This is a genomic window from Acinetobacter sp. YH01004 (assembly GCF_013420455.1).
GTDB lineage: Bacteria > Pseudomonadota > Gammaproteobacteria > Pseudomonadales > Moraxellaceae > Acinetobacter > Acinetobacter towneri.
The window spans coordinates 293,585-307,078 of sequence record NZ_VOXZ01000002.1 but is presented as its reverse complement, the minus strand read 5'-3'; the positions used below and the strand labels follow the sequence as shown (position 1 = coordinate 307,078).

Here is a 13,494-nt window from a genome sequence, read left to right as displayed (position 1 = left end):
TTTATAAAAGGGAGATTTAGAGGGATTAAAGATTAAAAAACCGATTTCTAAAAAATATGTGGAGCTTTGAGCAATGTCTCATCAATCGAATTTAATTAGCCAAGATATTTTGGCGTATTTAAAACAGCACGAAAACAAAGATCTACTGCGCTTTTTAACTTGCGGTAACGTAGACGATGGTAAATCGACATTAATTGGTCGTTTGTTGTATGACTCAAAATTGATTTATGAAGATCAATTACAAGCCGTGACTCGTGACTCGAAAAAAGTCGGCACTACGGGCGATGCACCTGATTTAGCTTTATTGGTCGATGGTTTGCAAGCCGAGCGTGAGCAGGGCATTACCATTGATGTGGCTTATCGTTATTTTTCTACTGAAAAGCGTAAGTTCATCATTGCCGATACACCTGGGCATGAGCAATATACACGTAACATGGCAACAGGTGCATCGACTTGTGACTTGGCGATTATTTTGATTGATGCGCGTTATGGCGTACAAACTCAGACCCGTCGTCATACTTTTATTTCTAGTTTATTGGGCATTAACAATATTGTGGTTGCTATCAATAAAATGGATTTGGTGGATTATTCAGAAGCACGATTTAACGAAATTCAGACGGAATATGCGAACTTTGTGAATCAACTGGGTGATCGTAAACCATCGAATATTATTTTCACGCCAATTTCTGCCTTAAATGGCGATAACGTGGTGAACAAGTCTGAGCATACCCCTTGGTACACAGGCGATACTTTAATGGGAACATTGGAGTCGGTAGAAATTAACCGTAACTCGGCTCAAAATGATTTCCGTTTCCCTGTGCAGTATGTCAACCGTCCAAACCTTGACTTCCGTGGTTTCTGCGGCACGATTGCTTTGGGCGATATTCATGTGGGTGACCGCATTGTGGCATTGCCATCGGGCAAAAGCTCGACAGTAAAAGAGATTGTGACTTTTGATGGCAATCTTGAACATGCAATTGCAGGTCAAGCAGTTACCCTAACACTGAACGATGAAATTGATATTTCACGTGGTAATGTGTTGGTGCGTGAAGATCAAGTGCGTCCTGAAATTTCACGTGCTGTAAATGCCACTGTGGTGTGGATGGCTGATCAGCCACTATCTATTGGCAAGCTGTATAACTTAAAAGTGGGTACACAAACTGTGCCTGCAAAAGTCACAGCCATTCATTACCGTACCAATGTGAATACTTTGGAACAGGTGCAGGTTGAACAGCTTGAACTGAATGCAATTGCCAATGTCACCATCGAATTTGATGCGCCTGTGGTATTTGACCGTTATCAAGACAGTCGTTATACGGGTTCGTTTATTTTCATTGATCGTTTAAATAACGTGACCATTGGCGCAGGTATGGTTGAAGCTTGCGTAGAATGGACTGCACACAGTACACCTGTAACAGCCGAAGACCGTGCTGCACGTTTGGGTCAAAAACCTGCAGCGGTATGTGTACCAAGCCAAGCACTTGAACAGGCACAAGCACTTGAAAGCTTGCTGATTCATCAGGGTATTGTTGCCATTGCCAAAGCAGGTTTAGATGCTGCGCAGGTTGCATTACTCCGCGAAACGGGCATTGTGGTCATTAGTGATGTAAACAGTGGTGCAGATGCAGAGTTGACTGCGACAGCTACAGAAGAACTGGCAGAAAAAATTATTGCCCTAGTTCGCTTATAAAATTAGATTCGTTTATAAAATCGAATCCACATCCAATAAAAAACCGCTTTCACCTGAAAGCGGTTTTCTTATGTGCGTTCACTATATTGGAAAGTTTGTTTTTTAAGTGCGATCTAAGGGTTCGCTATTGAGATGTTTGAGCATGGGCGTGAAGTGTCCATAGTTAATTTTTTGAGGTTGTATTTCAAAGCCATTTTTTTCATAAAAACTTAAAGCAGTCTGCGTGCTAAATACACTTATATGCGATACATTTTTGCGCTGTAAATCGCTCATTGCTTCAAATAATAAGGCTTGACCAATACCGCGTTGTTGTACTTCGGGGGCAATGGCATGTTGTAAAATTTGCCCGCGATCACTCATCATAATAAAGCCAACCACCACATGCTGTAAGACATAGACCCAACAATTGTTGTAATGCAGCAGCATTAAAATATTTTCATAGCTTTTATTTTCTAGCCATGCCTGAATTTTGGCTTCATTGCGTTGATGATCTTGAATACAAGAGCGAATACTGGCGTGTAATACCGCAACCAAATTGGCGACATCTTGAATTTGTGCAGCTCTAATCATCTAGGCTTAGGGTGATAGATAAAAACAAGGCTCTATTGGAAGCGAAAAGTGTTTAAAGAAATAGCAGAAAATTGTTGTGTTTTACTGCGTTATGCTGCAGCACAAGTCCTATTTTTAAGGCAATCGGTATCATTGTGTAATTGAGCATTGCACTTTTTAGCGATGCATGGATGGAATCATCTGTTAAAGCATAAGCGTTGAAGCGTGCAGCAGCGAATAGACGCTAAGCCCTGAAATGGTTATACTTTATTGAAACGCCTGAAATAAGAGCGAAGACCAAGATGGCAAAACTATTGTTATGGATTTTGTTGTTGATTGCCGTATATGCAGTCTGGAAAGTCTGGTTCAAAATAAAAATTAATCGTACTTTTCAGCAAAGCTGTCAAGATATTGCCAATATTGTCCAAGACCCGATTACCCACAAAGCACCGCGCCCTGTAGAAGAGGTGGTGGAAGAAGTTGCCGAATACGAACAGCAATTATTTGATGATATCGCAGAAATATTTTTAAGCTTAAAAGTATCTAGTCGTGACCCTGAAGATGCCGAAACTATTCAACAAGAAGTGCTGAATAAAATGCCTGCCAAAGCACATACGCAAATTCGTCAGTTAGACTTGGGGGAGTGGTCAATTTACTGGAGTTTTTACGAGCAATCCCTTGAATATTTTGTCGGCAAATACGGAGTTTTTATTACCCATGTAGACCGCTTTGGGCAAGAGCATAAATACAATAATTCAGAGCAGTTTCAAACAGATTGATTTTCATGCCTGATTTTCTGTTTATGATTTTACAGAGGTTTCTTGAAAATTAATTGCAGCATCTTCTTGTCAGTTAAGTGTTTGGTTAAATGTTGAGTTTTGCGCTATTTTCCCGAAAAGAGGTATCATGCCTTTTTCTTTTACATAGGCAGCATCAATGTCAGTTTTAGAAATCATTGCTGTGTTGATTAGTGTTTTAGGCGTGACCTTAACCATTAAGCGACATATAGCTTGCTGGGTGGTGAATTTTATTGCCTGTTTGCTGTATGCCTATTTATTCTTTGAATATCAATTGTATGGCGAAACGGTATTACAAACCCTATTTATGGGCATGGCTGTTTATGGTTTTTTCCAGTGGAAAACTGCACAGCAGCAAAAACAACATATCATCATTCAAAGCTTGCCACTCTCTAAAATGTGGCTGCAAATTGCACTGAGTAGCATACTGGGTTTACTGTTTGGGCTAAGTTTAAAGTGGTGGACGCAGGCTTCACTGCCTTTATTGGATGCACAACTGGCAGCTATGAGTCTATTGGCAACCTATTGGACCAGTCGTAAATACTTGGCTACATGGGTGTTATGGATTGTGGTCGATCTGGTGTATATCGGCATGTTTATTTACAAAGAGTTGCTGTTAACGGCTGTGTTATATGCAGGTTTTGTGGTTCTTGCTTATTTGGGCTGGCGTGAATGGCATAAAATCCGACAACAACATGCGGCACATTCTGCGGTGTGATGGCGTGTAGCGATGAGCAATTTAATTGATTTTAAACAGGCGCAGCTTAAACAATTTGATTTATTGGCATTGGATATTTTAGCGTATCCTGAGCGTTATTTACAGTTTGATTCGATTGCAGATTTTTACCAAGCCCAGTGGTTAGATGATTTCCCCAAAGGGACGACATGGTGTTCCACAGGACTAGATGATGGCGCAGAACATTTTTATGCCAAAATTGAATTTTATGGGCATTATTTAACTATTTATAGCCATGAAACCTATGCCGCTGAATTTGGCATCATTCACACAGAATAGACAAAATAGAGTCAATGACAGCAGGCGGAAAAAACACTTTAATAGCCTGAAAATAAAGTTGTATTTAGGATATAAAACAGCTTATACCCGTTGAGCATCAGCCAAATTATATTGCACGATGATGCTAGACCTACTCCATCAATAAACAAAATAAAAGGAACTCAAATGGCTCATCAATTTACTGTAAACGCCACCATTCATGGCGTTTCAATTGACGAATTTAAGCGTTTAGTGGCAGATGTTGCTTTGCATGAAGCAGTCTGCAAGCGTATTCCTGGTGAAAATTTGGAAATTTTAGAATCTAAAAAGAACGGTGATATTTACACTTTACGCCGTGCTTATAATTTAGATGTGAATATTCCAGATATGGCTAAAAAATTATTAAAAGATGCATTTCGTTTAAAACGCAATGATGTGACCCATTTAACGGCGCTTACTTCTACCGTGGAGCTTGGTGCAAACTTGCCTTTAGAAGCTAAAGGCGAGCGTAGTGTGACAGGCAACCATGAAAAAATTGATATTCAATTAAACTGGACAATTAAGGTTAAAGTGCCATTGATTGGCGGCATGTTGGAAAAACATGCAGAAGGGGAAATCCGTCGTTTCAGTGAGTTGGAAATTGGTATTGTAGAAGATGAACTCAAGAAAAATTTAGCGGCTTAACCCTTCATTTCTACTAGAAAAGATTGCTCTTAAATACATGCTTGGCGCTGCCGTTTTCGGTGGCGCTTTGTTTTTTGGACGTATTGAATGTGATTGTTGATGCTGGGGTCATTTTACAGTGATCAATTTTTGATTTTTGAAAAAGTTTAGTGCTTGGCTTTATTGCATACAGACTATCGTCTTAATTTATTATTTAAATATATTATATTTATTATGCTAATATTTTGACCAGATTTAAATTGAGTGTGAGTTCTGCCATGAAATTGATTCAGTTGTTATGTTTATCGGTTTTGCTGACCTTTGCCAGTCTATCTCCAGCAATGGCAGAGAGCAAAAAAGATCCACTTTTTGTCTTGCTTACCAGCAGTGATGCGCACCGCACCAAAATGGCAATTGGCATGAGCAATAACCAATTTGGCAAAGGTCATCCACTGACGATTTATTTGGTCGATCAAGGCGTAATGTTGGCATCTAACCGCTTTGAACATAAATATGCAGAGCATCAGAACATGCTGAAAAGTATTATCGCCAAAGGTGGTGATGTGTATATCTGCAAAATGTGTATGGAGCAGTACGGTGTTGTTGAAGGTGACTTAATGAAAGGTCTGAAATATGCCAATCCAGATGCTATGGGTGAAGCAATTTTCCGTCCAGGCACTCAGACACTGAGCTGGTAATTCGGCTGCTTGAAATGCAAAAGCCTTGTTGAAAAACAGGGCTTTTTTATTGCGGAATTTCTAGCGCATGGCGTATTTTTTTAAACGATAATCCAGTGCAGCGCGGGAAATTCCCAATAAGCGTGCCGCTTCAGATACATTGTGTTTGGCTTTTTGCATCGCGGTGATAATCAGTTGTTGCTCATGCTGTTCTAAATCAAAACCTTCGGTTAAAAGCGTGTCTAAATCTACGCTGTCTTGCTCATCTACAGTATGGTCGCTGTGCATTTGCGGAAACAGGGCATTCAGTTTAATCAGTTGTTGATCTTCCGTCAGTAGTACCGCACGTTCGAGCAGGTTTTCCAGTTCACGAATATTGCCAGGCCACGCATAGCTTTGCATAAAGTCAGTGGCTTTTTCACTGACGCCTTGAATTTGTTTGTCATACATTTTTTCAAAGCGTTTTAAGAAATGCGCAACCAATAGCGGTAAATCTTCACGGCGTTCACGCAGTGGTGGAATTTGCACAGGAAAAATATTTAAACGGTAATATAAGTCGGCACGGAAACGACCTGCTTTAACGGCTTGTTCTAAATCTTCATTGGTTGCAGCAATTACACGAACATCAATATGACGGGTTTGTGAATCCCCAACACGTTCCACTTCACCTTCTTGTAGCACACGCAGTAAAGCCGCTTGAGCGCGTGGTGAAAGCTCAATCACTTCATCTAAAAAAATAGTGCCGCCATGGGCGCGTTCGAATTTACCTAAGCGTGATTGATGTGCACCTGTAAATGCACCTTTTTCAACACCAAACAGTTCAGATTCAATCAGTTCAGGCGGAATTGCCGCACAGTTGACCGCAACAAAAGCATGTTCTTTACGTTGACTGAGTTCATGCACACCACGGGCAAAGGCTTCTTTCCCGACCCCTGTTTCACCTTGCAGCAAAATCGACACTTTTGCACCTGCCGCTTTTTTGAGTAAGTCACACACCCGTTGATAAGCTGCAGATTGTCCGACTGAGCTGAACATGCTGTAGTCATTTTTACTGGTGGTATAAATCGACTTTTTCAGTTCATACAGTTCTGCTTGTAGCGCAATGAGTTCCTGTTCCATCGGTTCAGGCGACATGAATTGAATCAACTCATCGGCATTTTCCCATTCACTGAGTTGTTTACCAATAATGCGGCAATGCTCACGCCCGCAGGCTTTACATTCCACTTCCTGATAAATAATGGTCATGCCTGTGGCAAAACTGCTGTAACCGCAAGCATAGCCCAGCAGCATCCAGCAGGAAGGTTCGTGACTCAGTCCAAATTGCTCAACATGCACATCGGCTTCGAAGGAGTTATGCCAGTTTAAGTCTGCATAAAACTGTTTTTTCTTTTGATTTAAAATCAGTTGGTTGGCAGAAACTTGCACCATGCCACGAATACCGTGCATTTGCGGCCCTGCCATAAAAGCCTGCTCTTCATTTAAGCCTGGACGCATTTTGGTGGTGACTTCGGCATCTTTCAGACCTGCCTGATAGCCCAAACGAATAAAAAAGCGTTTGGTGCGTTCCATCCCAATCATATTGGCAAGGTCTTTACGCAAATAGCCCATGATGCTGGTATGCATCAGCAACATGCGATACTCATCAAACCAGATTTGTCCACGCTCGGTGTCAAAATGTAGTTTGGAAAGCAGGTCGTGAATTTCCTGAGGATGACCTGCATATTTGCCGCTGCTGTCGTATTTTACTTGTACCATGCGCCGTGTTTAATCCATTAAATTCGAGGCTATTTAGCCATCTTATGCAAATTCGTGAAAATTCAATAATACCTAAACAGCATCATGCCAAACCTTAAAGGTATTCGGCTGTATCTCTATGTTTTTGTTGTTTTTATTTCATCTTTATCATAAGCGAATTGCATAAAGCCCAAGGGTAAATTTTTGTATCTGTACGGGCTGTATTTCATCAAATCATGAAATCTTAAATTTTTTAAACATCAAAATTCATCAAATCATGAAATCCAAATTCTTATAAAAACACTCAGATTTTTTAAGTTGCTGTTTTTCAATGTTTTTATAAAGTTGGCACGCTTGTTGTAATAGTAAAAGTAAGCAACAGATGCATGAAGCAACTGAAGCAAGTTCTGAATGAATCAGATCTTGTAGGAGAACAATATGAAGGATGCAACAGGCGCATTGCCCTTAACCAAATATATTCGGGTAACGGGCGATATTAATGCCGCATTTGTCGAGTTCGACTTTGCCATTCACGATCCCACTTTATATGTGGAGTTGGTGTTACCGCAGCAAGCATTCCGCGAGTTCTGCGCAACCAATCAAGTGGTGGAAATGAGCGAACAACAGCAAGCCGTGAATGATGCTGAAGAAGATAAATGGCGTTACGGCATTGAACACGACACTTTAGTCGGTGCACAGCGATACAACATTGATCATGAAGATCAACACTGAATGCTTAAGGAGATAAGCGATGACTTTAGAAATTAAAACAGCGGGTATTGAGCCAATTCGTCAAAACTATGCCTATATTGAGCGCCGTTTTGGCAACAAGCCAGCCACCCGTTATCAGGAAGTCAGTTTTGATATTCAGGCGGAAACCAACTTTCACTATCGTCCGCTGTGGAAACCTGAAAAAACCTTAAATGATAAAACCCATACTGCAATTGAAATGCAGGATTGGTATGCATTTAAAGACCCGCGTCAGTTTTATTACGGAACTTATGTGCAGCATCGTGCGCGTTTGCAGGACATTGCCGAAAGTAACTTTAGCTTTTTTGAAAAGCGTCAGTTGGCAGAGCATATTTCTGAAGATGTCAAAGCCAAAGTGATTGCCTTGTTTTTGCCGTTTCGTCATATCGAACAGACTGCCAATTTACACATGATGTCGGGCAGTGCTTATGGTTATGGCACGGTGCTGACCCAAGCCTGTATTTATGCTGCGATGGATCGTTTAGGGATGGCGCAGTACATCTCACGGGTTGGTTTGGCACTCGATGGCAACACGGGCGAATCTTTAATTCCAGCCAAACAAGCATGGATGCAGGATGAAGCATGGCAAGGACTGCGCAAGTTGTGTGAAACCAGTTTGATCGAGCAGGACTATTTCAAACTGTTTTTATTACAAAACTTGGTGATTGACAGCTTTATGAGCGAATTGGTTTACACCCAATTTGATCAATGGCTGGCACAGCATCAAGCACGTGACTTGGCGATGCTGATGGAATTTATGCAGGAAGCCATGGCAGATTTACGCAAATGGTCAGACAGCGTATTTAAAACCGCAGCTGCAGAATCTGCACATAACAAACAATTGTTGAGCCAGTGGTTAGCCGAATATTTACCTGAAGTGAAAGCGGCATTTGCAGCGTGGGCAGCTGAGGCGTTGTCTGCAGATGCAGTCGACATTGCAGAACAAAAACTGCTGGAACGCAGTAAAAAAATTGGCATCGAACTCGAACAAATTTTGCAGGCTTAAGGAGAAGCAGCATGTCTAAGGTTTATCTCGCATTACAGGACAATGACACGTCGCGCTACATCATTGAAGCGATTGAAGAAGACAACCCAGATGCCACGATTCAATATCTGCCAGCCATGATTCGGGTAGAAAGCGAAACAGGTCTGATTGTTAAAGCAGAAACGGTATCTGAAAAACTTGGACAAGATTGGGATATTCAGTCTTTACAACTCAACATGATTACGTTGGGCGGCAACGTCGAAGAAGATGATGACAGTTTCCGTTTGCACTGGAACTAGGAATAAGGATGTGCACTGAGCCAATTTGAGTACAGTGCCGCCAGAACATATTGCTGCATAGATTGCCGCTAAAAAATTTAAGGATGATGAGCATGAATTCACAAGTTAAAACCCCAGCAAAAAAACTGAATGCCAAAGACCGTTATCGCGCACTTACTCGTGACTTGGATTGGGACTTTTCTTATGCAGACCGCAAAGAAGCCTTTCCATACGAAGAATTTGAAGGCATTAAAATTACAGACTGGTCTAAATGGGAAGATCCATTCCGTTTAACCATGGATGCTTACTGGAAGTATCAGGCAGAAAAAGAGAAAAAACTTTACGCCATTTTTGATGCTTTTGCACAAAACAACGGTCAAATGAACGTGACCAATGAGCGTTATTTGAATGCCATCAAACTGTTTTTAACTGCGGTAACTCCGCTTGAATATCAGGCATTCCAAGGTTATGCACATGTAGGGCGTCAGTTCAGTGGTGTAGGTGCACGTATCGCATCACAAATGCAGTCGATTGATGAATTACGTCACGTGCAGACGCAAATTCATGCCATGAGCCATTACAACAAATTCTTTGATGGTTTTCAGGATTGGTCGCACATGCATGACCGCGTTTGGTACTTGTCTGTACCAAAATCTTTCTTTGAAGATGCGCGTTCAGCAGGGCCGTTTGAGTTCTTGTTAGCCATTAGCTTTGCCTTTGAATATGTATTGACCAACTTGTTGTTCGTACCGTTCATGTCAGGTGCAGCACACAATGGCGATATGGCAACGGTCACCTTTGGTTTTAGTGCACAGTCCGATGAAGCACGTCACATGACTTTAGGTCTAGAAATCGTGAAATTCTTGTTAGAACAACACGAAGATAACGTGCCAATCGTACAGGAATGGATTGATAAGTGGTTCTGGCGTGGGACTCGTCTGTTATCTATAGTTGGCATGATGATGGACTACATGCTGCCAAACAAAGTCATGTCGTGGAAAGAAGCGTGGGAAACCTACTTTGAAGAAGCGGGCGGTGCGTTATTTAAAGACTTGAGCCGTTACGGTATTCGTATGCCGAAATATTCAGAAGTAATTACCAAAGAAAAAGAACACGTGTCGCATCAAGCGTGGTGGATTTTCTATAACTTCGGTCATGCAGCAGGTTTCCATACTTGGATTCCAACCGATCAGGAAATGGATTGGTTATCTGAAAAATATCCAGACACCTTTGACAAATACTACCGTCCAAAGTGGGAGTTAGCACGCAAGATGGAAGCAGAAGGCAAGCGTTTCTACAGCGCAGGCTTACCGCAATTGTGCCAAATTTGCCAAGTGCCAATGACTTTCACCGAAATGGATGGCGATCCGACCATGTTTACGTATCGTGAGTCTGTTTATAAAGGCGAGCGTTACCACACCTGTTCAGATGGTTGTCACGATATTTTTGAACGTGAACCTGAAAAATATGTGCAGGCATGGTTGCCAGTGAACCAAATTCTACAAGGCAACTGTGGTGGCTTAGATTTGGAAAACATGCTGCGCGAATATTATCGCTTCAATGTCGGTGCAGATAACTTGGATATTGAAGGTTCACCAGACCAGCAACGCTGGAAAAAATGGAAAGGTGATGCGGCTTAACGCTCATTCACTATCTAAAGTAAATATCTAAAATTTAAGTTATTTCAAGATTCAAATTTAAAAGGATTTCGGTTTGAGTCATTTGCGGCTCAAACCACCCCAATACGGAGAATGACCATGTCAGTACGCGCTATTCGCCCAGATTACGACTTTGAACCACGCGACCTACAAAAACACTATGGCGACAACATTTTGGTGTATGTGGGTTGGGATCATCACACTTTATATTGTTCTGCACACGCCATGTTGGTTTCGCCGCAGCAAACCTTTCAGGAATTTTTGGATCAGCAAATGCAGGCGGGTTTCCATCAACATCCTGACTTTGAAAACATTAAATGGGATGAAGTGCAATTTACTTTAAACAAACAGGTAATTCAGCCACGCCCTGAACAGACCTTGGCAGAAATTGGCTTCGATCAAAAATCACTACTGCGTTTTGTGACCCCAGGACTGAATGGGTACAAGAGCGCACACGTTTAAAACAGTAAGATCACAACAAAATAAAGACAGCAAAGCACAGTCAGTAAGTACAAGACAGGAGGTCGCAGATGAGCTATCAAGTCACAATTGAGCCAATTGGCACAACCATTGAGGTTGAAGAAGATCAAACCATTTTAGATGCCGCGTTACGTCAAGGCGTGTGGTTGCCATTTGCTTGTGGGCATGGCACTTGCGGCACTTGTAAAGTCCAAGTCACCGATGGTTATTATGATGTCGGCGAAGCGTCACCTTTCGCGCTGATGGATTTGGAACGTGAAGAACACAAAGTGTTGGCGTGCTGCTGTAAGCCTGAATCAGACATGACCATTGAAGCCGATGTTGATGAAGACCCAGATTTCTTGGGATATTTGGTTCAGGATTATCAGGCCAAAGTCCTTGAGGTAAAGGACTTATCTCCAACCATTAAAGGTGTGCGCTTGCAGTTAGACCGCCCGATGGAGTTTCAGGCAGGGCAATACATTAACGTGCAATTCCCGGGTATTGAAGGCACTCGTGCCTTCTCAATTGCCAATGCACCAAGCGAACTAGGCATTATTGAATTGCATATTCGTCATGTTGTGGGCGGCAGTGCTACGACCTATGTGCATGAGCAGCTTGCGGCAGGCGACGCACTGGAAATTTCAGGGCCATACGGACAATTCTTTGTACGTAAATCGGATGATCAGGATGCGATTTTTATTGCAGGTGGTTCAGGTTTATCTAGCCCGCAATCTATGATTTTAGACTTACTAGAGTCGGGTGATACCCGCACCATTTACCTATTCCAAGGTGCGCGTGATGTTGCGGAATTATATAACCGAGAACTGTTTGAGCAGTTAGTCAAAGACTATCCAAACTTCCGCTACATTCCTGCATTAAATGCACCTAAAGCAGAAGACCATTGGACAGGATTTACAGGCTATGTGCATGAAGCGGTTGCCGATTATTTTGAGCAGCGTTGCGGTGGACACAAAGCCTATTTATGCGGCCCACCAGTCATGATTGATGCAGCAATTTCGACCTTAATGCAAAGCCGTTTGTTTGAACGTGATATTCACACTGAACGCTTCTTGAGTGCTGCCGATGGTGCAAGTGGTCAGTCACGTTCAGCATTGTTTAAACATATTTAACACATATTTAAAAGTGGATAGGTGCTGCAATATTGTACTGAGCCTATCGAATTGCAATAGATAAAAAGTTTCCAAGGAAGTCGGTCAGTGTTGAGGCATTTAGCTCAGCACTGACACCATCATCAACACAGTAAGGCAGTGTCAAAAGCCAAAATAGCAATGCGACAACCAGCAAAGCCAAAATAGCCAAGGAGAGTTACATGGACCGTCAACAAATTGATACTTTAGTGAAGGAAATGAACGTAGACACCGCTACACGCCCTGTCGATCAGCGTGTGCAGCAAATAGTGGTGCGTTTAGTGGCAGATTTATTTCAAGCCATTGAAGATTTAGACATTCAGCCTTCAGAAGTGTGGAAAGGTCTGGAATATATTACCGATGCAGGCAAAGCCAATGAACTTGGTTTACTTGCAGCAGGTTTGGGTTTAGAACATTATCTAGATTTACGTGCCGATGAAGCCGATGCCAAAGCAGGCGTAACAGGCGGTACACCACGTACCATTGAAGGGCCACTTTATGTTGCAGGTGCGCCTGAATCAGTCGGTTTTGCGCGTATGGATGATGGTTCAGAATCAGACCATTTAGATACGTTAATTATTGAAGGTACAGTCACTGACACCAATGGCAATATCATTGAAAATGCCAAAGTCGAAGTTTGGCATGCCAACGGTTTAGGTAACTATTCATTCTTTGATAAATCTCAGTCTGACTTTAACTTACGCCGTACTATTTTCAGTGATGCCAATGGTAAATATGTGGCGCAAACGACCATGCCAGTCGGTTATGGCTGCCCACCAGACGGCACGACTCAAGCTTTATTAAACAAACTAGGTCGTCATGGCAACCGTCCATCTCACGTGCATTACTTCATTTCTGCACCAGGTTACCGCAAACTCACTACGCAATTTAACATTGAAGGTGATCAATACCTGTGGGATGACTTCGCATTTGCGACCCGTGAAGGTCTGGTTGCAACAGCGGTAGATGTGACCGATGCTGCAGAAATTCAGCGCCGTGGTTTAGACAAACCATTTAAGCACATCACCTTTAACTTTGAATTAGTCAAAGACACTGCAAATGCACCATCGACTGAAGTTGAACGTCGTCGTGCAAGTGCTTAATCCCAC

The 13,494-nt window shown here is 42.1% G+C and carries 15 protein-coding genes; 13 read left to right on the top strand and 2 right to left on the bottom strand.

Features of this window, described 5'->3' with window-relative positions; all coding sequences use genetic code 11:
• Positions 1-73 precede the first annotated feature (73 nt).
• Positions 74-1,690 (top strand): sulfate adenylyltransferase subunit CysN, encoded by a 1,617-nt coding sequence (gene cysN / locus FTT71_RS01940; RefSeq protein WP_180043363.1) that lies wholly within the window; start codon positions 74-76, stop codon positions 1,688-1,690.
• 102 nt (positions 1,691-1,792) lie between these two features.
• Here cysN and FTT71_RS01935 read toward each other — a convergent pair whose 3' ends face one another.
• The gene (locus tag FTT71_RS01935) at positions 1,793-2,260 is read right to left on the bottom strand and encodes a GNAT family N-acetyltransferase (RefSeq protein WP_167845868.1); all 468 of its coding nucleotides are present in this window, start codon (positions 2,258-2,260) and stop codon (positions 1,793-1,795) included.
• A 281-nt stretch (positions 2,261-2,541) separates the two neighbouring features.
• Between FTT71_RS01935 and FTT71_RS01930 the strand changes: the two genes are divergently transcribed.
• The 5 genes from FTT71_RS01930 to FTT71_RS01910 all read left to right on the top strand — a co-directional run bounded on the left by FTT71_RS01930 (position 2,542) and on the right by FTT71_RS01910 (position 5,391).
• Entirely contained in the window at positions 2,542-3,018 is a 477-nt protein-coding gene (locus FTT71_RS01930) for a hypothetical protein (RefSeq protein ID WP_167845869.1), read from the top strand.
• Positions 3,019-3,175: 157 nt separating this feature from the next.
• Complete coding sequence (pnuC, locus tag FTT71_RS01925) at positions 3,176-3,754, top strand: nicotinamide riboside transporter PnuC (protein WP_004971981.1); 579 nt, start codon at positions 3,176-3,178, stop codon at positions 3,752-3,754.
• A 12-nt stretch (positions 3,755-3,766) separates the two neighbouring features.
• Entirely contained in the window at positions 3,767-4,051 is a 285-nt protein-coding gene (locus tag FTT71_RS01920) for a hypothetical protein (RefSeq protein ID WP_096900962.1), read from the top strand.
• A 165-nt stretch (positions 4,052-4,216) separates the two neighbouring features.
• A complete protein-coding gene (locus tag FTT71_RS01915) occupies positions 4,217-4,714 on the top strand; it encodes a DUF2505 family protein (RefSeq protein WP_004971978.1) in 498 nt (165 codons plus the stop codon).
• Positions 4,715-4,971: 257 nt separating this feature from the next.
• The gene (locus FTT71_RS01910; protein ID WP_004971976.1) at positions 4,972-5,391 is read left to right on the top strand and encodes a DsrE family protein; all 420 of its coding nucleotides are present in this window, start codon (positions 4,972-4,974) and stop codon (positions 5,389-5,391) included.
• A 60-nt stretch (positions 5,392-5,451) separates the two neighbouring features.
• Here FTT71_RS01910 and mobR read toward each other — a convergent pair whose 3' ends face one another.
• Positions 5,452-7,125, bottom strand: a complete 1,674-nt coding sequence (gene mobR, locus FTT71_RS01905; RefSeq protein WP_180160673.1) for a phenol degradation transcriptional regulator MobR — start codon at positions 7,123-7,125, stop codon at positions 5,452-5,454.
• A 417-nt stretch (positions 7,126-7,542) separates the two neighbouring features.
• Here mobR and FTT71_RS01900 point away from each other — a divergent pair, with 417 nt between their 5' ends.
• The 7 genes from FTT71_RS01900 (at position 7,543) to catA (ending at position 13,488) form a co-directional block, all read left to right on the top strand.
• Positions 7,543-7,836 carry a phenol hydroxylase subunit gene (locus FTT71_RS01900; RefSeq protein ID WP_004971972.1) on the top strand — a complete coding sequence of 98 codons (294 nt, stop codon included), beginning with the start codon at positions 7,543-7,545 and terminating at the stop codon, positions 7,834-7,836.
• A gap of 19 nt (positions 7,837-7,855) precedes the next feature.
• Positions 7,856-8,860 (top strand): aromatic/alkene monooxygenase hydroxylase subunit beta, encoded by a 1,005-nt coding sequence (locus FTT71_RS01895; RefSeq protein ID WP_004971970.1) that lies wholly within the window; start codon positions 7,856-7,858, stop codon positions 8,858-8,860.
• Between the two features lie 11 nt (positions 8,861-8,871).
• Positions 8,872-9,138 carry an MmoB/DmpM family protein gene (locus FTT71_RS01890; RefSeq protein WP_004971969.1) on the top strand — a complete coding sequence of 89 codons (267 nt, stop codon included), beginning with the start codon at positions 8,872-8,874 and terminating at the stop codon, positions 9,136-9,138.
• Between the two features lie 92 nt (positions 9,139-9,230).
• Entirely contained in the window at positions 9,231-10,757 is a 1,527-nt protein-coding gene (locus FTT71_RS01885) for an aromatic/alkene/methane monooxygenase hydroxylase/oxygenase subunit alpha (protein ID WP_004971966.1), read from the top strand.
• A 117-nt stretch (positions 10,758-10,874) separates the two neighbouring features.
• Positions 10,875-11,237 (top strand): phenol hydroxylase subunit P4, encoded by a 363-nt coding sequence (locus FTT71_RS01880; RefSeq protein WP_096901043.1) that lies wholly within the window; start codon positions 10,875-10,877, stop codon positions 11,235-11,237.
• A gap of 68 nt (positions 11,238-11,305) precedes the next feature.
• A complete protein-coding gene (locus FTT71_RS01875) occupies positions 11,306-12,367 on the top strand; it encodes an NADH:ubiquinone reductase (Na(+)-transporting) subunit F (protein WP_004971960.1) in 1,062 nt (353 codons plus the stop codon).
• Positions 12,368-12,567: 200 nt separating this feature from the next.
• The gene (gene catA / locus FTT71_RS01870; protein WP_004971957.1) at positions 12,568-13,488 is read left to right on the top strand and encodes a catechol 1,2-dioxygenase; all 921 of its coding nucleotides are present in this window, start codon (positions 12,568-12,570) and stop codon (positions 13,486-13,488) included.
• The last annotated feature ends 6 nt before the right edge of the window (positions 13,489-13,494 follow it).